The sequence below is a fragment of the Clostridium sp. C105KSO13 genome (assembly GCF_001517425.1).
Classification (GTDB): domain Bacteria; phylum Bacillota; class Clostridia; order Lachnospirales; family Lachnospiraceae; genus Muricomes.
Window position 1 is genome coordinate 1 of sequence record NZ_FBWL01000163.1, and the last position, 22,363, is coordinate 22,363.

A 22,363-nucleotide genomic window follows, 5' to 3' on the forward strand; every position below is an offset into this window, starting at 1 on the left:
TTGTCTGCTAACAGATGTCGTTGACCAACTCCACGAGGATTCTAAGAAGATAAATATTGTTGACCGCCTTTCCAGACATCTTGACAAAGGAGTTCCTGCAAAGGCAGCTGTATCCTATCTTCATGCGGTTAAAAAATGGGTTCCGGCGGAACCTGTTATTCACATTGATGACAGTGACGTTGTAAAACCAGATGGTTATAAATTTGAGGCTCTTGGAATTGTTCGGGATGGTTCCGAAAGCACATCCACTAAAAACGTTTACAAGAAAGGGTATCATGTCACAGAAGCCTGCGTCCTTACAAAAAGTAATCATCCAGTCAGTATCTTTTCCAGAATCCATTCCTCTTCTGAAAAAGGTTATAAATCCACAAATACCATCACTTTTGAAGCGATCCAGCAGGGCGCTGCTCTCTTTGGAAAAGCAACCTTTGCCATGGATCGTGGGTATGACGACAACAAGATGTTTCTCAAGCTTGATGAACTTGGACAGGACTACGTCATCCGCCTTAAGTCCAACCGCAAGCTTCTTTACCATAACAAATGGACTCCTGCAACCCAGCTTCGCAACCGCCGTAAAGGCAAGGTGAAAACCAGTGTTTTCTACAAAGGAAAAGACCATGATGCATACCTCTCCCATGTGAAGGTACAGATTACTGCATCAAGAAAAGATATTTATCTTGTGCTGGTTTATGGCATCACCGAACATCCAATGATGCTTGCCACCAATAAAAAAATTGAATCAAAAGAAGATGTTATCCGTGTAGCACGAACCTACTTTTCCAGATGGAAAATTGAAGAATATTTCCGTTGTAAAAAACAGATGTTCCAGTTTGAAAACTTCCGCGTACGGAAGCTTTGTGCAATCAATGCACTTAACTTTTATATCACCTTATGCATGGCGTTTCTGGCCTTGATCTCAATGGAAGAAGAGACAAATGCACTCAAGGTTTCAATCATAAAAACGGCAGATCCCATCAAGGAAAAAGTTTTCTTCTGCTATTACCGATTGGCAAAAGGCATCTCAGGCATACTGTCGTATGCGAAAGAGGGCGTCAGACTCTGGTTCCGGACAAAACGTCCGGCATACCGTCAACTTTGCTTTAAGCTGGTCGCTTAGATAGATAAAAGAATAATTCTCCTAAAGTCCGGTTCCGGCGGGGCTTATTTCAGTGCCTCTATTCACAATACTGTCCTTTCATTTTTTTCAAAAATAGGACAGATTGGTACTTTAGGAGAAGTTATCTCTTTTGAAATTACATTTTGCGGAAACTCAAGAAAAGTCTAATGTAACAAGTTTACCAAATAATGTTTCATAAAGTTCTTTAACTACGATACACTATAGCTTGCTATTTTTTTAAAAAGGGTGCTTGATAAATTAAGTACCCTAGTATATAATTCACTTATAAAGGTATTAGAAATTGGAATTTCTGATTGGCCTTAGTGTATTGAAACTATAAAGAATAGCATCTAAACTTTTTCAGGTGTGGATGCTATTTCTTTTTACTGTTATGATTGTCTATGTATTTGAAGATACCAACAGGAAGGAACGGATAAATGTGAAAATAGTATTTGTTATATTACATTACATGGCAATAAAAGAGACGGAACAATCTGTGGAATATATCAGAGCCAATCTGGATACTGCGGATTATCATATTGTAATTGTAGACAATGCTTCCAGTAATCATACAGGGGCAACGTTAAAAAAAAGCCATCAGGGGGAGCCGGACTTAACCGTGATTCTTAATCAGAAAAATGAAGGTTTTGCGGGGGGGAACAATGTGGGCTTTCGTTATGCAAAAAAGTTATGGGATCCTGAATATATTGTTTTGATGAATAATGACGTGTTTCTGACTGAGAAATCCCTGATAAAAAAAGTAGATAAAGAGTATGCTGAAAGTCATTTTGCTGTTTTGGGTCCAATGATTATGACAAAAGATGGACGATGCGATGTGAACCCACAGAAATCAGAATTTACTAATGCAGGGGATATTGAAAGAAAAATACATCATTACAAGAAAGATTTAAGGCGGTATAAATATTACTACGCACCCCTTTATTATATGTTGGCAGCGGTTAAAGGTGCGTTGGTTGGAAAACCGAAACAGCCGGAGCTGGCGTACTTAAAAAGACAAGAGAATATAAAGCTGCATGGATGCTTTCTCATTTTTTCAAAGGAATATATGAAAAGCTTTGATGGACTGGATGAAAGTACGTTTTTGTTCTGGGAAGAAGAGATTTTGTATAAACATATGATTTCAAATAGCAAAAAAATGGTCTATGATCCTGAAATTAAGATATTCCATATGGAAGATGCTGCCACTGATGTATTAAAAGCAAAGAAAAGAGAAAAAATGATTTTCATGTTGACCCATTATATAGACTCTCTGGAAAAATTAAAAGAGCTTTATGTGAAGTATGAAGAAGTCAATGAAAAGCAAAGGGAAAAAAATGCCTAAGATATCAATTATTGTTCCGGTATATAATATAAGAGAAGAATATTTGCGGAAGTGCATAGAAAGTCTCATATGCCAGTCTTTAGAGGAAATTGAAATTATTATAATCAATGATGGTTCAACGGATTCGTCGGGCATTATTTGTGATGAATATGGAGAAAAGGACAAACGTATAAAGGTGATTCACCAGGAGAACCAGGGAGTGGCTGTGGCAAGGAACACTGGGCTGGCAGCAGCCCAGGGTGAGTGGATCACTTTCGTAGATGCGGACGACTGGTGTGAATTTACTATGTGTGAGGAAATTCTGAACAGAGCCCTAAAACTGAATTCAGATATTCTGATATTTACGAATTATGCGATGAAAGCAGGCGGTATCACAGCTAGAAATCAGTTTTTTAAAAAGGATATTGATATATTTGATGATGAATTAAAGGATGAAGCTGAGTTAAAAACAATGGTGCGCTCCCATCCAAGTTTTTCATTCCAGCCTCCGGAGAATATGATGGGAGGAACCTGGTGTAAATTAATCAATCACGATTTCCTGAAAAGATCAGGAATTCTTTTTGAACCGAAGCTGGTACGTTCTCAAGATATTATCTTTTACCTGAATCTGTTTGAAAAGGCGGAAAAAATATCCTATTACGACCAACCACTGTATTACTACAGATATAGTCCCGAGTCCGTTTCCAAAAGATACAGGCCGGATGCTTATAAAATCTTTATGATTGTACTCCAAAAACAGCAAGAGTTTATCAGATTGTACCATAAATCTCTGCTGTTTGAGGAGGTCTTTGCAAAAGGGGCAATGGGTACTATAGGAACCTGTATGCGTACAGATTTTATGCATGAGAAGAATCAGGAGAGTTTTGGAAAGAAATGTAGGCGTCTTCGTCTGATGCTGGGACTGGAACCAATCAGGGGAGTATTAAAAGGTCCTGACTATAAAACACTGAGTACATTCCAAAAGGCGCAGAAGAGGCTATTAAAACACAATTTGATAGAGTTATATTTAATATTATTTAAGATAAACAGTATTGCTTTGAAACTTTTGAGAAAGAAAAAATAAAAGCGGTTTTTTGCTATACCGGATATGAATATTTGATGTGTAAACAAATAAGAAGATTGAAGCAGTTGTTGAGATATTAGATAGCTGCTTTAATCTTCTTCATTTTATTTATAAGTTTTCTGCCATATATTCACAGACCTTCTTCGCGGAATGCCCCGATTCCCGGTTTCCCAGATCCTCAAAATGCTTTCGCACGTTTGCTGCGTAAATGGTGCTGTCAAAATTCCGGATGTTGCCAATCAGCTCTTCCGTACTCTCCGCCAGTGGATAAGGCCAGGTATGGATGTCTGTATAGAATCCTCTGGACAGATCATAGTGATTCAGGTCCGTTGCAAACAAAAAGCAGGGTTTGCCCATCAGCGCAAAATCCCACATGGAAGAGGAGTAGTCGGTAATTAGGACATCGGATGCATATAATAATTCCTGCATATCGGGATATTCGGATGCATCAATATATTCTTTGGAACTGTCCAGCTGTTCCATAACAAAATAATGCATCCGAAAGAGAATCGACCAATTCCCGTCGAAACGCTGCACCAAGGCCTCTCTTATCCGGCTACAGTCAAAGAGGTACTCGGATGCCTTCTTAGATTCCCGATAAGTAGGGGCATACAGAAGTATATAATTTTCTGCCGGAATGTGATAGTAACTTTTAATCTTCTCATATAAATCATCTCTGTTCTGCCTGACCAGCATATCGTTTCTCGGCATACCATATGGGAGGACTTTTCCTGTATGATGAAAACTCTGCCGTAGTGTCATTTCGGTGAAAGCATTTGAACTTGAGAGATATATACACGGATTCTTTCGGGCAATTGCAGCTCGTTTCTGTTTCCCGGCAGTTTCCTTCTGATATGCAGCTCCAACCTTTTTGTAAGCTCCGCCTCCATGCCAGGTATTTATGAGTGTCTGCTGACGGGTGAGGGGAAACCAGGCAGGAATCTCGGAATTTGTAATAATGTATCTTGAAGTCATACAAATCCGGAGAAAAGAAAGGGAGTTATATCTGGTGACTTTTATACCCTTGCTTCCCAACCTCTTAAATTCATCCGGGTGGACAAATGCCCACACAATTTCAAAGTCTGGCATGTGCTCCTGCAGATATAACGAAATATACTTGGGGTTACAGGAATACTGCGCCCCAAAGTAACTGAAAAACACAACTCTTTTCCTATGAAATCTGCCGACGGACAGTATCTTTAAAACATGGCGGAGAACACCCGCCAGTATAGTTTCTAAACTATCAATCATTGAAAACAATCCTTTCTAGAATATTGATTCAACCTCTAATGAAAAAGTATAGCATGTATCAGACTGGAAAACAATAAGTGATAAATCTTCTTGAGTTTCCGCAGTTTTATCCACATAGACCTGAATTAAACCATGTCTTTATAAACAACTTTCAAAAAATGCCCCAAATATAAGGAATCTGATTCCTTTTTGATGTAAAATTAAGCTATCAAAGAAAAATCTTACTAAACAAAAAAGAAGGAGATTCCCTATGGCTAATTATACATCAAATACCTACACACTGAAACGAAAAATCTTAACTTTTACAAATAAAATTTCCAGGCATCTTGACAAAGGAGTTCCTGCAAAGGCAGCTGTATCCTATCTTCATGCGATTAAAAAATGGGTTCCGGCGGGGCTTATTTCAGTGCCTCTATTCACAATACTGTCCTTTCATTTTTTCCAAAAATAGGATAGATTGGTACTATAGAAGAAGTTATCTTTTTTGAAATTACATTTTGCGGAAACTCAAGAAACAAAAGGGGTGGAAAATATGTCGAAAAAGTGTTAGTATAGGAATGTTAAGTTAATTATTATATTATGAAAGTGATATGGAAAGATAAGATGGCAGTGAGATATATATACAGGTGTCTGGATAAGATAAAATATTTGTATAAAAAATATATAGACTTGGATAAGAAATGGGGAATTGTTTCCGGATGCCTGTTTCTTTTATTTTTGATATCTTGGAAATTACTTCCAAGGAATTTTTCTTCCTTTCAAGGGAACGTTTTATTTATGCTTCTCTTGAATTGTTTTATGTGTGTAACATTATTTGTGAGGATAAAACTTCCTGAACGCTATGACAGGATGTTCTGTTGGCTGTTGCTTGCATCCGCTCCGGCCCTGTGCCTTTTGAATACAGAGGAGGCTGCAGGCAATCCAATCCGAACAATGGCCTTCTTGATGGTAGTGTTGAATTATGCTCTTTATTTTCTTGTATTCCTTGTTCTGTATCTTCTGACAAACCGGATACGGATTTCAATTTGTCTTGGAATGAGTTCCTTTACAATTTATGCTTTAGCAAATAGTTTTATCACGGAATTTAGAGGCAATGGAATCCGCACGGCAGATATTTATGCATGGAAGACTGCACTTAATGTGTCAGGTGGATATTCTCTTGTATTAACATATCAGAGAGCCTGGGTTATTTTAACCGCATTTGCGGTGACCCTTTTAGGACTGCGGTGTGACTACCGGCAAAAAAGTGTAAAAAGGAGATTTCAGGCGACGGCCGTAACGCTTTGCTATCTTACAATTGTATATAATGTTTTCTGGAATGACGAGTTTATGGAAGTTAATGGGGTGAAACCTTACAAGTGGGAGTTGACCGAAAGTGCAAAAAAACACGGAGGCCTTCTTGATTTTGCAGCGGGAATTCCCAGTCTGAACATAGAGAAACCACCATCCTATTCTTCCGCCAAAGCTCAGGCATTGAAAGAGGAGGGAGCCGGACAGGATGACAGCGGGTTAAATATTCATACGGACTTAAATGGAAAGAAGCCGGATATTATAGTGATTATGAATGAAAGCTTTTCGGATTTGAGACAGGCAGGCAATTTTGATACGGATACAGAATATTTGGACTACTTTAACAGCCTGCAGGACAATGTGATTCGTGGATATGCCAGTGTGCCTGTGTTTGGGGGGTTGACTGCAAATACAGAATTTGAGTTTATGACGGGATTTTCCAATGTATTTTTTCCTGCTGGCATTATGCCTTACCAAAATTATGTGAAAAACAATACACCAAGTCTTCGGGACCAGCTTTTTTCACAGGGGTACTACAGTATCTTTATGCACCCGATGAGTTCCAATGGCTGGAACAGAAAAAATGTCTATCAGGCTCTGGGATTTGACGAAGCATATTATATTGAAGACTGGGAAAACCCGGAAATGCTTCGCGGCGCAGTGTCCGACAGCGGTGATTATAAAGACGTGATTTCCAGATATGAGAAGGCAAAACAAGAGAACGATAATGTATTTCTATTCAATGTCACAATGCAGAATCACGGAGGTTACGCCGATGGATCATATGAGAGTACTGTACATATTACAGATTTAGAGGGAGATTATCCTTTGACAGAGCAATATCTTAGTTTAATTCGGGAATCAGACAATGCGTTTAAAGAGCTGGTAACTTACTTTTCCCAAAAAGATGATCCGGTACTGATCTGTATGTTTGGAGATCATCAGCCTTCAGTTGAAGATGAGTTCTTCAACGAAATCCAGCAGCGGACTGAGGATTCAGATATTGTAAATCTGGCAAAGAAATATCAGACGCCCTATATCCTTTATTCAAACTATGAGATGGAAGGACAGCATTTTGATAATGTGAGTATAAATTATTTACAGGTATTACTTATGGAAGCAGCCGGCCTTCCACTTAATGACTATCAAAAGTATCTGGAAAGTTTATACAAAGCATATCCTGTGATTAATGTAAACGGAGTTATGGACAGAGAGGGAAACTGGCATAGTTGGGATGAAGCACAGAATTTCAAAGAAATTCAGGATTATTCTATTGTGCAGTACAAGGAATTGTTTGACAGGTAGCAAGAAAGGTGAACCTCATGAGAAAAGCTTATTGTATATTCTCGGCTCAGTATCTTCCCCATATGGGGGGCGTTGAGCGCTATACCTACAACTTGGCAAAGAAGCTAATTGAATTGGGCAATACAGTGACAGTGGTGACGTCTAACTTGCAGAACCTCCCGGAATATGAGAGAATGAATGATATTTCCATATATCGTCTGCCTGCTTTTAATCTGCTGGACGGCAGGTATCCTGTTTTGAAATGCAACGGGGATTTTAAGAAACTGCATCACAGACTCAAGCAGGAAAAGTTTGATTTTGTTATTGTAAACACTCGCTTTTACATTCATTCTGTCTATGGACAGTGGTTTGCTAAAACTTGCAATATCCAGGTGATTACCATCGATCATGGCAGCAGTCACCTGACTGTAGGAAACCCGATATTTGATGCTCTTGGCGGAGCCTATGAACATGTGATAACGAAGATAGGGCAGATGTTCTGCAAGGATTATTATGGAGTTTCCAAAGCCTGCATAGACTGGCTGAAGCATTTTCATATTAAGGCAAAAGGAATTTTGTATAATTCAGTGGATGTGGAGACCATTGAAGAGATACTTAAAAAAAATGAGAAGAAATACAGGGCTGCCTATGGGATTGACGAGAATGCGCTCGTCATCACCTTTACGGGAAGGCTGCTCCCTGAAAAGGGAGTGCCCCAGCTAATCAGTGCATTTGAGAAAATTCAGGAGAGGTACGAGAATACGTACCTGTTTCTGGCCGGGGACGGACCCTTGGAGGAATTTGCCTCAGCACACAAAAGTACACATTTGATACCTCTGGGAAGGCAATCTTTTGAGAAAGTGTTAGTCTTATTATCAGAAACTGATATTTTTTGTCTTCCGTCATTTTCAGAAGGGTTTTCCACCTCGATTCTGGAAGCTATCGTCTGCAGGTGCTATGTTGTGACGACAGAGAGGGGCGGTGCAAGGGAGACCTTTCCTACTGACGAGTATGGGACGGTCATTCCGGACAATGATGTGGGAATACTGACAAAGGCTTTGGCAAATGCTATGAACAGCCCTGCAAAAAGAGAAAAGGCTGTTAAATTGTCTTATAGCAGGCTAAAGGATAATTTCACATGGGATATTGTGGCAGAGAGAGTGAATAAGCTGCTGTAAATGAAAGAACCAGGAGAGGAAGATCATATGCAAAGTGAATTACTGATTGTCATACCTGCGTATAACGAAGAGGATAATATTGAAAGTGTAGTGACGTATATTCGAGATAACTACGGGCAGTATGATTATATTGTTGTCAATGACGGTTCCAGAGACCGGACCGCGGAAATATGCAGAAGCAAAGGCTATGAACTCCTGGATCTGCCTACGAATCTGGGACTTGCCGGCGCTTTTCAAGCCGGATTAAAATATGCTTATATAAAAGGGTATTCTTATGCCATCCAGTTTGACGCGGATGGACAGCACAGACCGGAATTTATTCAGGCCATGCTGGATAGAATAAAAGAAGGCTACGATGTAGTTATCGGTTCCCGCTTTTTAAATCACAGAAAAAGTAAATCTCTGAGAATGTTAGGCAGTAAAATACTGACAGTGGCTATTAAAATGACCACAGGCATAAGGGTATCAGATCCCACATCCGGAATGCGTATGTTTTCCAGGCCTATGATTAAAGAGTTTGCACAGAATCTGAACTATGGGCCGGAACCGGATACAGTTTCATATCTTCTGAAAAACGGAGCAAGAATTTCAGAGGTGCAGGTGAAGATGGAAGAAAGACAATTTGGTGAAAGCTATCTAAATCTGACAGGTTCAGCAAAATATATGATGAAGATGCTGATTTCTATATTTTTAGTACAAAATTTCAGGAAAAGGGGATAAGAAAATATGTCAGTTTTAATCAGGATTCTGTTAGTTATCAGCGCGGTACTGATGCTTATGTTTATGCTAAAGAAAATTCGTCAGGCAAAACTGAAAATTGAATATATGCTATTCTGGATTGTTTTTTCGGTGATTTTAGTTTTTATGGGTATATTCCCGAAGACATTATATTTCATTTCTGATTTTCTGGGATTCCAGGCACCTATTAATATGGTGTTCTTAGTAATTATTTTTGTGCTGATTGTAAAGATGTTCTTTATGACATTACAGATATCACAGCTGGAGCATAAGATTGAGGCATTGGCGCAGCAGATTGCCATAGACAGAAAAATAGATAAAGAAGAAAAGAGCAGGTAGAGGATATGAAGGAATACATAGTATGTGGTGTGTTTTGGTTTGTATTTACACTGCTCTTGCATATATTTGGCAGGGTGGTTGCAAAAGGGAAAAAAAGCGAATCCTATGGATTGATAACAGGATATCTTATTTATAGTATTTTGACTGCGGCAGGTGGAATGATTATACAGATTGCAAATTTGCCATGGGCAGCCTTTGCCGGCTATATTGCGGCAATCTGGATGGTGATGGTCATATATATCATATACAAACAAAAAAAGAATCCTGTAGGTCTCTTCCGAAACGGTATCGGACAGTATGTAAAGGACAATTGGATTATTTATGGTATTCTGGCGGTTCTGACGGGAATGCTCTTTTTCTATTATAAAGGGTTCTGGCTGGGCAACCATTTGGACGACGGGTATTATATTACGAAAGTGGCAACCCTGCCTTATACTCATATCGGGTATGCAACCAATTTTTCTGTAGGAGTTGCAAATGCCGGATTTGACAGTTATATTCTGGGAACATGGGAGTTAGAAGCCTCTGTATATGTGAAAATGCTTGGAGTGAAACCTACGCTGTATCTGCGCTTGTTCCAATCCATATTCTATTATTTTTTCTTTTTAAATCTGGTGAAAGCATTTGCAGAAAACATATTTGAGAAACTGAAAATCACTATAAAAACATCTATGAGCCAATATCCTGCTATAATCGCGCTCCTGTTTGGATGTTACTATATTTTTCTAACAGAAACGTCTCTTCTGCCGCTGCGGGATATGTTTCAGTTCAATACAGGTATGTTCTTGGGAGCGAGTCTGACGAAAACCATGGGGATTTTACTTCTTCTATTTTACTATGTGGGTGCTGATAAGCTGAGCTGGAAAATGGTACAGGGTGTTTCGGTCATTTCTATTATATTGATGTCCAAATCTACAATTGCGGTTCCGTTGATACTTATTACTGCATGCTCTTATTTTATTGTCAGTCTGGTTCTTGACTATGAAAAAAGAGGAAAAATATTTGTGGCAGTGTTCCTGGGCTTCTATGTCATAATGGCATTCATATTACCTGGGGTCTCTGCAACTCAGGAACAGGTGTACGAAGATGTACTGGGTATACTGCACTCACCGGTCATTATCGCCTGTATATTTATTTTCCTTTGCAGTTTCTTATTGAAAGAGAAAGTGGTAAACCGTCTGAATTGCATTATGATCTTGATTGCTGCACTAATGCTTCTTCCGCAGGTGAATGATGTTTTTGAAGTGAGCTCTGTCTATGTGTTTGTTTCAAGAAGGGCGTTTACAACATGGGTATATACCTTTGTCTTGCTGAATTCTATTTATTTATGTGCACTGTTGTTAAAGCTAAAGTTAAACGCCACGGTTGTAAAAGCAGGTTATGCAGCACTTGGAGTGGTTTTATCCACAGTGTGTATATTGGGATTTAAATACAGCGGGGATACGTTGATGCCGGGGGATCCCATGAAGGAAACAAATATCAGGGAAAATCTCAGCGTAGCCATTGGCAATCCTCATTTTATTCCTAATTCAACAATTTCCCTAGGTAAAAAGCTGGAGCAGTTATCCAAAGATTCAAATCAACAATTATATGTTGCCTCCCCCGAATGGGTAAACATAGATCAGACAACCCATGCTTTGGCGGTGATGCTCAGGACTTATGCACCGGATATTGTTTCCGTATCTGCGTCGGCCCGTTACCCCGTAAATAACGGTTCAGCTCTGGAGAACTATGATCAACAAACCTATGCGCGTTTTGCAGCTGATCCGAATGAGGAAAACACAGTGGTTTTTGAAGAGGCAGCAGATGAGGCGGGAGTAAACTGTATTGTAGTACAAAGTGACAACTGTGCTGAGCGACTTATAGAGATGGGCTATGAATTGTACGGATTAACAGAAGATCAGGTATATTATGTGTGGTATCGTTTATAACTTTGGGGAAGCATGAGCAAACCTTTATTCTTGCTATTTTGTTTCTGCAATGCTATACTAGGCTAAGATTATTTAGTGGAGGTAAACATGAGAACGTATTTAGTAACCGGCGGAGCCGGGTTCATAGGATCAAATTATATTCATTATATGTTTAAGAAATATGATAATGAGATTCGCATTATTAATGTAGACAAGCTGACATATGCAGGGAATCTGGAAAATCTAAAAGATATAGAAGACAGAAGGAACTACACTTTTATAAAAGCTGATATTTGTGATGCAGATGCTATCAATCGGATTTTTGACGAAAACGAAATTGACAGAGTGGTGCATTTCGCGGCGGAAAGTCATGTTGACAGAAGTATCAGGAACCCGGATGTTTTTGTGAAGACGAATGTGCTGGGAACTCTGGTCATGCTCAATGCAGCAAAAGCGGCCTGGGAATTGGAGGACGGCTCGTTTAAGGCAGACAAGAAGTTTTTACATGTCTCTACAGATGAGGTGTACGGTTCGCTGGAAAAGGAAGACGAGTATTTTTATGAGACGACTCCTTATGATCCCCACAGCCCGTATTCCGCAAGCAAAGCTTCCTCCGACATGTTGGTGAAGTCCTACATGGATACTTATAGATTTCCGGCAAATATTACAAACTGCAGCAACAATTACGGTCCCTATCAGTTTCCGGAGAAACTGATTCCCTTGATTATCAATAATGCACTGCAGGGTAAGAACCTCCCGGTTTACGGAGATGGAAAGAATGTCCGTGACTGGCTGTATGTGGAAGACCATGCAAAAGGCATCGACATGGTGCAGGAAAAGGGACGGCTTTTCGAAACTTATAATATCGGTGGGCACAATGAGAAGCAGAACATTGAGATTATTCATATTATCCTGGATACTTTGCAGGAGATGCTGCCTGATAATGATCCGAGAAAAGCTCTTGTTTCTGAGAAACTGATCACTTACGTGGAAGACCGCAAAGGGCATGACAGACGCTATGCCATTGCGCCGGATAAGATTAAAGAAGAGATAGGATGGTATCCTGAGACAATGTTTAAAGATGGTATCAGACTTACAATTAAATGGTTCTTTGAACATGAAGAGTGGATGAAGAACGTAACCAGCGGCGACTATCAGAAATACTACGAAGAGATGTATAAGTAATAAAATCCAGACAGGCAGTATCGCGAGATACTGCTGGTTTGCGTTATGCGAAGGGCGGCGTAAAACTTAAGCTGCCAAAGCGAAAGATGGAGGTAGAAAAATGAAAGGTATTATTTTAGCAGGCGGTTCAGGGACCAGGTTATATCCATTGACACAGGTGACAAGTAAACAGTTGCTTCCTATTTATGATAAACCGATGATTTATTATCCCTTAAGTATTTTGATGGAAGCGGGAATCCGGGAGATCTTGATTATTTCTACCCCGGAGGATACCCCACGCTTCGAGGAGCTTTTAAAGGATGGCAGTCAGTTCGGAATTCATTTGCAGTATAAAGTACAGCCGTCACCGGACGGTCTCGCACAGGCATTTTTGTTAGGAGAAGAATTTATTAATGGAGACAGCTGCGCTATGATTCTAGGAGACAATATCTTCCAGGGACACGGACTGCGCAAGAGACTGAAAGCAGCGGCCAAAAAAGAAGAGGGCGCTACTGTGTTCGGATATTATGTGGATGATCCGGAACGCTTTGGCGTCGTGGAATTTGACGAGGAAGGAAAAGCAGTGTCACTTGAAGAAAAACCTGCAGATCCAAAGTCTAATTATGCAGTAACTGGTCTATACTTTTATGACAGCCATGTTGTAGAATATGCTAAGCAGATGAAACCAAGCGCCAGAGGAGAACTGGAAATTACAGATTTAAACAGAATATATCTGGAAAACGGAAAGCTGGACGTAACTCTGCTTGGGCAGGGCTTTACCTGGCTTGACACCGGTACACATGAATCGCTGGTAGATGCTACGACTTTTGTGAAGACTGTGGAGACGCATCAGAATCGTAAGATTGCATGTCTGGAGGAAATCGCTTTTAACAATGGCTGGATTGATAAAGAGAAGCTTGAATGTGCCTGCAGATTGTATAAGAAAAACCAGTACGGAAGCTATCTTAAGGATGTTCTGGACGGGAAGTATATTGATCAGCAATAACAGAAAGAAGGAACTAACAATGAGTAAGATTACAGTAGAAACCTGTGAAATAGAGGGTCTGAAGGTTATTACACCTTCTGTGTTTGGAGATGAACGCGGGTATTTTATGGAAACCTATAATCAAAATGACTTTAAAGAAGCCGGGATTGACATGAATTTTGTTCAGGACAATCAGTCCAGTTCAAAAAAAGGCGTGCTCAGAGGTCTGCATTTCCAGATAAACTATCCTCAAGATAAATTGGTCCGTGTCGTGAGCGGAGAAGTGTTTGATGTGGCAGTTGACTTGAGGAAAGGGTCGAAGACTTATGGAAAGTGGTATGGTGTCAAACTTTCTGCTGAAAATAAAAAGCAGTTTTTTATACCGAAAAACTTTGCACACGGATTTATCGTTCTCTCTGAAAATGCTGAATTTGCGTATAAGTGCGCAGATTTTTACCATCCAAACGATGAAGGCGGAATCGCCTGGAATGATCCAGATATCGGTGTGGAATGGCCAATGCCTGAGAATATGACAGCAGAAGATCTGATTATTTCTGAAAAAGATCAGAAATGGCCCGGAATCAAAGCACGGACGAAATAGAAGGCTGCGGAGGGATATTGTGTCAAAATATATAAACAATTTTTTGAAGTTTCAGCCTTTATTATCTGAACTTGTTGCCCGGGACATCAAAATAAAGTACAGGCGCTCTGTCCTGGGCGTTTTGTGGACATTGTTAAATCCTCTGTTTATGATGATTATCTTGTCCATCGTATTCTCCAATATATTTAAATTTGAGGTGGAGAATTTCCCCCTGTATGTATTAAGTGGACAGGTTATTTTTAACTTTTTTAACGATGCCACCACCAATTCCATGACATCCATCATCAGCAGTGCATCGTTGATTAAAAAAGTATATGTTCCTAAATATTTATTTGTCTTATCCAGAGTTGTATCAAGCTTTATTAATTTAATGGCAGCCTATACTGCTTTGCTGCTTGTTATGATAGCAACACGTGTAGAATTGCACTGGACTGCGTTTTTGTCCTTTATTCCTCTGGTTATGGTGGTTGGGTTTTCTCTGGGAGTAGGATTGATTCTGGCAGCTCTGACAGTAAAGTTTAGGGACATTATGCATTTATACTCTGTGTTTACCACAGGGCTTATGTACTTGACTCCGGTTATTTATCCGATGTCCATTTTGCCGGGGAAGATTAAACTGGTAGTCCTGCTGAATCCACTTACAAATTATCTGATTATGTTCAGGGATATGATGCTGAATGCTGCATTGCCGTCATGGCCCTCCTTATTGACTGGAATTGTGGAAATGGTGATTGCACTGATATTAGGGGTTTATGTATTTTATAAAAAGCAGGATGAATTTATTTTAAATATATAGGAGACGTGATATGAATAGTGATACAATCGTAAAGGTTGAAAATGTATCAATGAGATTTAATCTGTCTTCTGAAAAGTTTGACAGTTTTAAGGAATATGTAATAAAGAGTATTAAACGTCAGGTCAGCTTTGATGAATTCTGGGCTTTGAGAGATGTATCCTTTGAGGTGAAAAAAGGACAGTCGCTGGGGTTGATCGGTCTCAATGGAAGCGGAAAGAGTACTATGCTTAAAGTAATAGCAGGGGTGCTTAAGCCAACGGAAGGAACAGTAACTGTACATGGAAATATAGCACCGCTTATTGAGCTGGGAGCCGGATTCGACATGGATTTGACAGCCAGAGAAAATGTTTTCTTAAATGGTGCACTTTTGGGATATAATCGAGCACAGATGGAAAAAGAATATGAAGATATTGTGGAATTTTCAGAGCTGGCAGAATTTATGCATGTCCCGGTCAAAAACTTTTCCTCGGGAATGGTTTCAAGACTGGCATTTGCTATTGCGACAATAGGAACCCCGGATATTCTTATAGTTGATGAGGTATTGTCTGTAGGGGACTTCCGCTTTCAGGAAAAATGTGAAGCCCGTATTCAGAGAATGAGGGACAAGGGAACCACAATATTGTTTGTATCTCACAGCCTGGAGCAGGTGGAGAGCATCTGCGATAGAATTGTATGGCTTGAAAAAGGACATTTGAAGATGTTCGGTAATGCAGAAGATATATGTAAGATATATGCAGAATCTTGAGTGAGGAACTGGAAGAATGAAAAAAGCAATAAAATCAATGGTGATGGTTATAGTAGTCGCAGGTCTGGCCTTCTTATATTCTCATATAGAAAAAAATGTATATCTGTATGACAGGCATTCCGAGCTGGAAAGCTATGTCCAGACTGGCGTTCTGCTGGAAGGAGAGACAATTTCACAGACCTTTTCCTCTAAGGAGGAAGTTCTGAATGGAATTAATTTAAAGTCAATGGTTGTCGGTCCGCCGGAAAATGTAGTGCTGGAGTATACAATCACTGATAATGAGACCGGCGAAGCCACTACAGAAACAGTACAGGGGACGGAAATTAAAAGCAACAAATTTAATAAGTATACATTTCCTGAAATTAGTAATGCAAAAGGCAGAGAATACACCCTTACTTTAAAAGAAACCGGCACAAATGTAAATGAAGGAATCAGCTTCTACGTTGATACCACAGAAAATAAAGAGGGTACTTTGACCATCAGAGAAAATGAAACGGAAGGGACACTGGTCGTCCGGCTTATAAGCCACAGGTTCGATACAGAAACCTTTATTGTATTGTTAGGATTTATAGCATTTATAGTTGTGTTCATAAAAGTACTGTATAAGTTATTTAAGTAGGAGTTACGATGAAAAATAAATTTGTAGTAACAGCATGTAGATTTCACACAAAAGAAAAAAACAAAATATTGATTATGGGCTGGTTCTGGGAAAATCAGATGAATGATAACCATATATCTATTCTTCTGGATCAAAGGAAATTATCTTTTACGGCAGAGGAGAGAGATGCTGTTATAGGTGAACTGAAGAGTAAAGATGGAATGCTTATAACGAAGAAATATTATTTATGGGCAGAGCTGCCCTCCAACTGGAAAGAAAGTAAAAAGCTGTATGTTATAAATACCTGTCAGGGGAAAGATGACACATCCTGCATAGTGCCAACCACAAAACTGGTAAAAATTGAACAAAGAATACCAAGGTTTATAGATAAAGGCAGTGTCAGCGGCAACGGATTCCGCATATCCGGATGGTATATTAATGATGGAAATGTTAAAATAAGCTTTCGGGATCCTTCGGGTAAGGAGTACCCAGTAGATTTAAAACGGAAGAAAAGGCCGGATGTCCTGCTGTCATATCCGGAAGCATCCGATACAGATGTGGTAGGTTTTACAGCAGTCTATAAGGGGACAGTTCCCAAAAGGGTTAAGGTGGAATTGAAATCCGGATCAAAAGAGACAGACCATACAGTAACCCTGATACCTTCACCCGCAGAAAAGAAACTGGAAAAGCTTAAAAATGGATATCGGAAGACAAAAGTATATTATCACCAATACGGTCCTGCCGAGACAGTCAGAAAGCTATGGGGAAAGGCTGCGAAGCGTGAGAATATAAGCTACAAGTTGTGGCTCAAGATGCAGACGCCTTCGAAAAGCGATCTGGAGGATCAGCGCAGGGTAAAGTTTGAATATATGCCAAAGATTTCTATTGTTGTTCCCTTGTATAAGACGCCGGAGAAATACCTGGCAGAGATGATGGAGTCTGTCCTGAACCAGACGTACTCAAATTGGGAGTTATGCCTGTCGGACGGAAGCGGTGCAGATTCGACCATTCAGGAACTGCTAAAGAAATATGTAGGAGCGGATAAAAGGATAAAAGTAGTTTCTCATGAGAAGCCACTGCAGATATCTGATAACACAAATGCAGCACTGGAAATTGCAACAGGAGATTATATCGCATTTGCAGATCACGATGACCTGCTTGCTCCCCACGCGTTGTATGAATGTGTCTATGAATTAAACAAGGATAAAGATATCGACATTTTATATACAGACGAAGATAAGGTGGATATGAACGGCAGGGAACACTTCATGCCTCATTTTAAGCCGGATTTTAATATAGACATGTTGAGGAGTGTAAATTATATCTGCCATCTTTTTGTTGTAAAACGGGAGATTTATGAAAAGGCAGGGATGCTGGATCAAAAATTTGACGGGGCACAGGACTATGATTTTGTACTGCGCTGTATAGAAAAGACGAAAAATATTAAACACATCCCAATGGTATTATACCACTGGCGTGCTCACAAAGATTCTACGGCAGAGAATCCTAAGAGCAAGAGATATGCTTTCGAGGCCGGAAAAAGGGCGATTGAGGCCCACTACAAACGTTTAGGAATCCTGGCAGAGGTATCTGCCACTAATGTGGATGGCATATACCGCACAAAATATATTCTTACAGAAAAACCGATGGTTTCTGTTGTCATTCCAAACAAAGATCACATTGGTGATCTGGATAAGTGTATTCGCTCCCTTCAGGAAAAGAATGAATATGAGAATATGGAATACATTATTGTAGAAAATAACAGTACGGAGAAAGAAACCTTTGCTTATTATGAGGAACTTGTGAAAAATGAGCCGAAAGCTAAGGTTGTGTTTTGGAAAGAAGAAGGCTTTAATTACCCTGCAATTAACAATCTGGGAGTAAAAGAGGCAAAGGGCGAGTACATTTTATTCTTGAATAACGACACGGAAATTCTACATGCTGATTGTATTGAGGAATTGCTGGGATATTGTATGCGCAAGGACGTGGGTGCAGTCGGTGCCAGACTATATTATGAGGATGGGACGATTCAGCATGCTGGTGTCATTGTGGGGCTGGGGGGAATCGCCGGCCATGCCTTTGTGGGCTATTCTTATGATGACCCGGGATACTTTGGCAGAATTATGATGGCACAGGATTACAGTGCGGTTACGGCTGCGTGCATGATGGTGAAACGAACGGTATTTGAAGAGGTCGGTGGTTTTGACGAAGGATATGCAGTGGCTTTCAATGATATTGATTTGTGTTTGAAAATCCGCAGAGCAGGATATTTGATTGTTTATAATCCATATGCGGAACTGAAGCATTATGAGTCAAAATCAAGAGGTTATGAGGATACGGAAGAAAAGGTAATGAGGTTTAATTCTGAGATGGAACGTTTCAGTGACAGATGGAGCAGTTTTCTTGAGGAGGGAGATCCCTTCTACAGTCCGAATCTGACATTGGATAAAAATGATTTCAGTCTGAACGTAAACATGAGAAAAACAGGAGGTCGATAGCATGAGAGTTTTGGTTACAGGAGCAAAGGGACAGCTGGGCAGCGATGTCATGACTGAGCTGGAAAAACACGGCCATGTCGGCATCGGTACCGATGTAGAAGAGATGGATATTACGGATCCGAAAAAAGTGGAAGAGGTGATTTCACAGGCTAATGTGGAAGCAGTGGTTCACTGTGCTGCTTATACCGCGGTGGATGCAGCAGAAGATAACGTGGAACTGTGCCGGAAGATCAATGCAGCAGGCACAGAAAATATTGCAAAGGTCTGCAAAGAGCACAAGCTGAAAATGATGTATATCAGTACAGACTATGTATTTGACGGTCAGGGAGAACGTCCCTGGGAGCCGGATGATGAAAGACACCCTCTGAATGTATATGGACAGACCAAATATGAAGGTGAGCTGGCAGTGGAAGAAAATGTGGAAAAATTCTTCATTGTTCGGATTGCATGGGTGTTTGGCCTGAACGGAAAGAACTTTGTGAAGACGATGTTCAACCTGGGAAAGACAAAGGGTGAGGTGAGTGTGGTAAATGACCAGATTGGTTCTCCCACTTATACGCCGGACCTGGCAAGACTCCTGGTAGATATGATTGAGACAGAACATTACGGACGTTACCATGCTACAAATGAAGGAATGTGTACATGGTATGAATTTGCCTGTGAGATTTTCAAACAGGCAGAAATGGATGTCAAGGTAACACCTGTGACAAGCGAACAGTTCCCTGCCAAAGCGAAGAGGCCGTACAACAGTAGAATGAACAGAGGTAAGCTGGAAGAAAATGGATTTACACTTTTGCCAAAATGGCAGGATGCATTGAAAAGATATCTTGCACTTATAGGCGAATAAAGGAAATGAGAACTATTATTTCTGCATAAGCTTTCTTGTGAACCAGTCCTTCGCATAGGAGAAAGTATTGACGATTAATTCTATCTCAATATGGCAGTAATTAGGAAGGTGCCGTAAGTTAAACGGTACCTTCTTTTGCTTTTTTAAAGTCTTAAATCCCTCTGCAAGCCCATCTCTGTAATCCTTTGAAAATCCTTTTCTGCAGAAAAAGAGATATTTAATACAGTAACCTGCAGTCAGCGGAATAAAGTTCAAAATCAACTGGAGTATGGGCATATTTTTGTAATTCAAATATACACTGTTGCGTGCAGATAATTTTACCTTAAAGGAATTGTATTTGGAGCCGCTTGTACCACTACCCACATGATAAACAAGCGCTGTGGGACAATATATATTTTGGTAGCCGTAGATTTTAGCACGGTATCCTACATCGATATCTTCCAGATAGGCAAAATGGCTTTCATCAAAATATCCAATTTTTTTAAATACAGAGCGCCTGTAAATAGCGGCTCCCGCACAGGCTGTAAAAATGGGAGAGGACTTTATATAATTTGCGACAGAACGTCCGCTGCCGCGGCATATTCCCCAGCCGATAACCGTATAAAGGTCACCGGCGCTGTCAATGAACGCAGGGTGGTACATCTGTATCATCTTACTGCTCACGGAAAAAATCCGGGGGGACCGGCTGATTGCTTTTATCATTTCTTCCACATAGTGGGAATCAACAGTTGTATCATTATTCAACAAAATTACATAGGGTGTGCGGGCGAGGCGTATTCCCTCATTCACCGCTCTGCTGAAACCATAATTTTCCCCCAGGTCAATGACTTCGATTTGAGGATAATTTTCCTCCATATAAGAAAGGCTGTCGTCAGTTGAGCCGTTATCTATGACTAAAATTTTAAAATCGGAAAAAGTCTGATTTTCCAACGAATCAAGACAAGGCTTCATAAAGTGCTTTCCGTTGTAATTGGGAATAATAATTGTAACATCCATTGATAAATATCCTCCGAATCAGTAGCTGAGATTTCTTTATTATAGCAGAGAATGAAGCAGGATGCTATTAATTCTTCCTAAAACACAAACAAACCAAAAACAAAGTTACAAATATGTTAAGGGTATGTTAAATACTGGAGAGATTGTACTTGTCCTTTTTGGAAAAGTATTGTATCATATAACAGATAAATCAAGAAAAGCAGGGTGGAATCGGTGATTAAAGATAATCAGAAATATTTCAACCGAATACAGGTCGTGGCAGACGGGTTGATTATTATTATATCATATATTTTGGCATGGTATCTTCGTTTCAGGAGCGGGCTTTTTGTCCTGGATGAATGGTATCTTCCGTTGGAAACTTATCTGCGGGCATTAACCTATGTAGTTCCCGGCTATTTGGTGCTATATGGGGTTTTTCAATTATATACACCAAAAAGGGTACAGGGGAGAAGACTGGAAGCATGGCACATTACACAGGCAAATGTAATCGGTCTGTTAGGCTTTATTCTGGTGCTGTATTTGACAAAGGAACAGAATTTTGCCCGAATGATGCTGTTCATATTTTTTCTTGTCAATGTCTTTCTTGAAATACTGGTTCGAAATCTGATACGTATGTTTCTGCGGAATATCAGGAAAAACGGACACAATCAGAAGTACTTGATTCTGGTTGGATACAGCCGGGCAGCGGAGCAGTATATTGACAGAATCACGGCGAACCCGGAATGGGGATATTCTATTAGAGGAATTCTGGATGACCATCATCCAAGAGGCATGGAATACAAAGGAGTGAAGGTAATCGGCAGCATTGACAATCTAATGATTATTCTTCCGCAGAATACTGTAGATGAGATTGCTATCACCTTGGGACTTGAGGAATATCATAAGCTTGAATATATTGTAAACATGTGCGAGAAATCCGGTGTTCATACCCAGTTTATCCCTGATTACAATAACATGATTCCTACCAAACCCTATACAGAAGATTTACTTGGACTGCCGGTTGTAAATATCCGTCATGTTCCGCTGAACAACACAGTCAATAAGGCTGCAAAGAGGGCAGTGGATATCTTTGGAGCTGTCTTTGCGCTGGTTTTATTTTCCCCGGTCATGCTGCTCACAGCCTTAGCAATCAAGCTGACTTCGACCGGGCCGCTTATATTCAAGCAGGAGAGAGTGGGACTTCAGAACAGTTCCTTTGCCATGTACAAGTTTCGATCCATGGTTGTACAGGATGCAGGCAATGAGAAGAATAGATGGACAACCAAAGATGACCCGCGGGTTACGAAAGTAGGAAAATTCATAAGAAAAACAAGTATTGATGAATTACCACAGCTTTGGAATGTGCTTAAAGGGAACATGAGTCTGGTAGGGCCAAGACCGGAACGGCCTTTGTTTGTCGAAAAATTTAAAGAAGAAATTCCAAGGTATATGATAAAGCACCAGGTGCGTCCGGGTCTTACCGGATGGGCTCAGGTCAACGGATACAGGGGGGATACTTCCATAAGGAAGCGTATCGAGTTTGACTTGTACTATATTGAGAATTGGACAATTGGTTTTGACTTTAAGATATTGTTTCTGACTTTTTTCAAAGGCTTCGTCAATAAAAATGCTTATTAAAGCA

General features: G+C 40.1%; 20 protein-coding genes. 18 read left to right on the forward strand and 2 right to left on the reverse strand.

Annotation, left to right across the window (positions count from 1 at the left end):
- From BN3456_RS15895 to BN3456_RS07770, 3 genes are all read left to right on the forward strand, one after another.
- On the forward strand, window positions 1–1,117 hold a 1,117-nt coding region (locus BN3456_RS15895; protein WP_176699138.1), incomplete at its 5' end, for a transposase.
- A 439-nt stretch (window positions 1,118–1,556) separates the two neighbouring features.
- Window positions 1,557–2,459 (forward strand): glycosyltransferase family 2 protein, encoded by a 903-nt coding sequence (locus BN3456_RS07765; protein ID WP_176699139.1) that lies wholly within the window; start codon window positions 1,557–1,559, stop codon window positions 2,457–2,459.
- Window positions 2,419–3,522: a glycosyltransferase gene (locus BN3456_RS07770; RefSeq protein ID WP_089983571.1), complete on the forward strand. Its 1,104-nt coding sequence runs from the start codon at window positions 2,419–2,421 to the stop codon at window positions 3,520–3,522. The genes BN3456_RS07765 and BN3456_RS07770 overlap by 41 nt, the downstream gene beginning before the upstream one ends.
- A gap of 108 nt (window positions 3,523–3,630) precedes the next feature.
- Here the strand turns inward: BN3456_RS07770 and BN3456_RS07775 are convergent, their stop codons facing one another.
- The gene (locus BN3456_RS07775; RefSeq protein WP_089983572.1) at window positions 3,631–4,773 is read right to left on the reverse strand and encodes a CDP-glycerol glycerophosphotransferase family protein; all 1,143 of its coding nucleotides are present in this window, start codon (window positions 4,771–4,773) and stop codon (window positions 3,631–3,633) included.
- Window positions 4,774–5,023: 250 nt separating this feature from the next.
- On the opposite strand from BN3456_RS07775, the gene BN3456_RS07780 reads away from it, so the two are divergent.
- The 14 genes from BN3456_RS07780 to rfbD all read left to right on the forward strand — a co-directional run bounded on the left by BN3456_RS07780 (window position 5,024) and on the right by rfbD (window position 19,746).
- Window positions 5,024–5,224 carry a hypothetical protein gene (locus BN3456_RS07780; RefSeq protein ID WP_089983573.1) on the forward strand — a complete coding sequence of 67 codons (201 nt, stop codon included), beginning with the start codon at window positions 5,024–5,026 and terminating at the stop codon, window positions 5,222–5,224.
- 347 nt (window positions 5,225–5,571) lie between these two features.
- The gene (locus BN3456_RS07785) at window positions 5,572–7,368 is read left to right on the forward strand and encodes an LTA synthase family protein (RefSeq protein WP_176699140.1); all 1,797 of its coding nucleotides are present in this window, start codon (window positions 5,572–5,574) and stop codon (window positions 7,366–7,368) included.
- Window positions 7,369–7,385: 17 nt separating this feature from the next.
- Window positions 7,386–8,525, forward strand: a complete 1,140-nt coding sequence (locus tag BN3456_RS07790) for a glycosyltransferase family 4 protein (protein WP_089983575.1) — start codon at window positions 7,386–7,388, stop codon at window positions 8,523–8,525.
- Window positions 8,526–8,552: 27 nt separating this feature from the next.
- Entirely contained in the window at window positions 8,553–9,245 is a 693-nt protein-coding gene (locus tag BN3456_RS07795; protein WP_089983576.1) for a glycosyltransferase family 2 protein, read from the forward strand.
- A 6-nt stretch (window positions 9,246–9,251) separates the two neighbouring features.
- On the forward strand, window positions 9,252–9,602 hold the full coding sequence (locus BN3456_RS07800; protein WP_089983577.1) for a DUF2304 domain-containing protein: 351 nt from the start codon (window positions 9,252–9,254) through the stop codon (window positions 9,600–9,602).
- Between the two features lie 5 nt (window positions 9,603–9,607).
- On the forward strand, window positions 9,608–11,533 hold the full coding sequence (locus BN3456_RS07805) for a hypothetical protein (RefSeq protein ID WP_089983578.1): 1,926 nt from the start codon (window positions 9,608–9,610) through the stop codon (window positions 11,531–11,533).
- 87 nt (window positions 11,534–11,620) lie between these two features.
- Entirely contained in the window at window positions 11,621–12,697 is a 1,077-nt protein-coding gene (gene rfbB, locus BN3456_RS07810) for a dTDP-glucose 4,6-dehydratase (RefSeq protein WP_089983579.1), read from the forward strand.
- 100 nt (window positions 12,698–12,797) lie between these two features.
- Entirely contained in the window at window positions 12,798–13,682 is an 885-nt protein-coding gene (gene rfbA, locus BN3456_RS07815) for a glucose-1-phosphate thymidylyltransferase RfbA (RefSeq protein WP_089983580.1), read from the forward strand.
- Window positions 13,683–13,701: 19 nt separating this feature from the next.
- On the forward strand, window positions 13,702–14,262 hold the full coding sequence (gene rfbC / locus BN3456_RS07820) for a dTDP-4-dehydrorhamnose 3,5-epimerase (RefSeq protein ID WP_089983581.1): 561 nt from the start codon (window positions 13,702–13,704) through the stop codon (window positions 14,260–14,262).
- A gap of 19 nt (window positions 14,263–14,281) precedes the next feature.
- Window positions 14,282–15,058, forward strand: a complete 777-nt coding sequence (locus BN3456_RS07825; protein WP_089983582.1) for an ABC transporter permease — start codon at window positions 14,282–14,284, stop codon at window positions 15,056–15,058.
- Window positions 15,059–15,068: 10 nt separating this feature from the next.
- The gene (locus BN3456_RS07830) at window positions 15,069–15,803 is read left to right on the forward strand and encodes an ABC transporter ATP-binding protein (protein WP_089983583.1); all 735 of its coding nucleotides are present in this window, start codon (window positions 15,069–15,071) and stop codon (window positions 15,801–15,803) included.
- 16 nt (window positions 15,804–15,819) lie between these two features.
- Complete coding sequence (locus BN3456_RS07835; RefSeq protein WP_089983584.1) at window positions 15,820–16,422, forward strand: hypothetical protein; 603 nt, start codon at window positions 15,820–15,822, stop codon at window positions 16,420–16,422.
- An 8-nt stretch (window positions 16,423–16,430) separates the two neighbouring features.
- Entirely contained in the window at window positions 16,431–18,899 is a 2,469-nt protein-coding gene (locus BN3456_RS07840; protein WP_089983585.1) for a glycosyltransferase family 2 protein, read from the forward strand.
- 1 nt (window position 18,900) lies between these two features.
- Window positions 18,901–19,746 (forward strand): dTDP-4-dehydrorhamnose reductase, encoded by an 846-nt coding sequence (gene rfbD / locus BN3456_RS07845; RefSeq protein ID WP_089983586.1) that lies wholly within the window; start codon window positions 18,901–18,903, stop codon window positions 19,744–19,746.
- Between the two features lie 15 nt (window positions 19,747–19,761).
- Here the strand turns inward: rfbD and BN3456_RS07850 are convergent, their stop codons facing one another.
- A complete protein-coding gene (locus BN3456_RS07850) occupies window positions 19,762–20,742 on the reverse strand; it encodes a glycosyltransferase family 2 protein (protein WP_089983587.1) in 981 nt (326 codons plus the stop codon).
- 213 nt (window positions 20,743–20,955) lie between these two features.
- Between BN3456_RS07850 and BN3456_RS07855 the strand changes: the two genes are divergently transcribed.
- Window positions 20,956–22,359: an undecaprenyl-phosphate glucose phosphotransferase gene (locus tag BN3456_RS07855; RefSeq protein WP_089983588.1), complete on the forward strand. Its 1,404-nt coding sequence runs from the start codon at window positions 20,956–20,958 to the stop codon at window positions 22,357–22,359.
- Window positions 22,360–22,363 lie beyond the last annotated feature (4 nt).

What these genes read in the sequence shown, in the direction of transcription:
- BN3456_RS07770 (WP_089983571.1), top strand. Translation starts at nt 2,419, where the DNA reads ATGAAGAAGTCAATGAAAAGCAAAGGGAAAAAAATGCCTAAGATATCA.
- BN3456_RS07775 (WP_089983572.1), bottom strand. Translation starts at nt 4,773, where the DNA reads ATGATTGATAGTTTAGAAACTATACTGGCGGGTGTTCTCCGCCATGTT.
- BN3456_RS07780 (WP_089983573.1), top strand. Translation starts at nt 5,024, where the DNA reads ATGGCTAATTATACATCAAATACCTACACACTGAAACGAAAAATCTTA.
- BN3456_RS07785 (WP_176699140.1), top strand. Translation starts at nt 5,572, where the DNA reads ATGTGTGTAACATTATTTGTGAGGATAAAACTTCCTGAACGCTATGAC.
- BN3456_RS07790 (WP_089983575.1), top strand. Translation starts at nt 7,386, where the DNA reads ATGAGAAAAGCTTATTGTATATTCTCGGCTCAGTATCTTCCCCATATG.
- BN3456_RS07795 (WP_089983576.1), top strand. Translation starts at nt 8,553, where the DNA reads ATGCAAAGTGAATTACTGATTGTCATACCTGCGTATAACGAAGAGGAT.
- BN3456_RS07800 (WP_089983577.1), top strand. Translation starts at nt 9,252, where the DNA reads ATGTCAGTTTTAATCAGGATTCTGTTAGTTATCAGCGCGGTACTGATG.
- BN3456_RS07805 (WP_089983578.1), top strand. Translation starts at nt 9,608, where the DNA reads ATGAAGGAATACATAGTATGTGGTGTGTTTTGGTTTGTATTTACACTG.
- rfbB (WP_089983579.1), top strand. Translation starts at nt 11,621, where the DNA reads ATGAGAACGTATTTAGTAACCGGCGGAGCCGGGTTCATAGGATCAAAT.
- rfbA (WP_089983580.1), top strand. Translation starts at nt 12,798, where the DNA reads ATGAAAGGTATTATTTTAGCAGGCGGTTCAGGGACCAGGTTATATCCA.
- rfbC (WP_089983581.1), top strand. Translation starts at nt 13,702, where the DNA reads ATGAGTAAGATTACAGTAGAAACCTGTGAAATAGAGGGTCTGAAGGTT.
- BN3456_RS07830 (WP_089983583.1), top strand. Translation starts at nt 15,069, where the DNA reads ATGAATAGTGATACAATCGTAAAGGTTGAAAATGTATCAATGAGATTT.
- BN3456_RS07835 (WP_089983584.1), top strand. Translation starts at nt 15,820, where the DNA reads ATGAAAAAAGCAATAAAATCAATGGTGATGGTTATAGTAGTCGCAGGT.
- BN3456_RS07840 (WP_089983585.1), top strand. Translation starts at nt 16,431, where the DNA reads ATGAAAAATAAATTTGTAGTAACAGCATGTAGATTTCACACAAAAGAA.
- rfbD (WP_089983586.1), top strand. Translation starts at nt 18,901, where the DNA reads ATGAGAGTTTTGGTTACAGGAGCAAAGGGACAGCTGGGCAGCGATGTC.
- BN3456_RS07850 (WP_089983587.1), bottom strand. Translation starts at nt 20,742, where the DNA reads ATGGATGTTACAATTATTATTCCCAATTACAACGGAAAGCACTTTATG.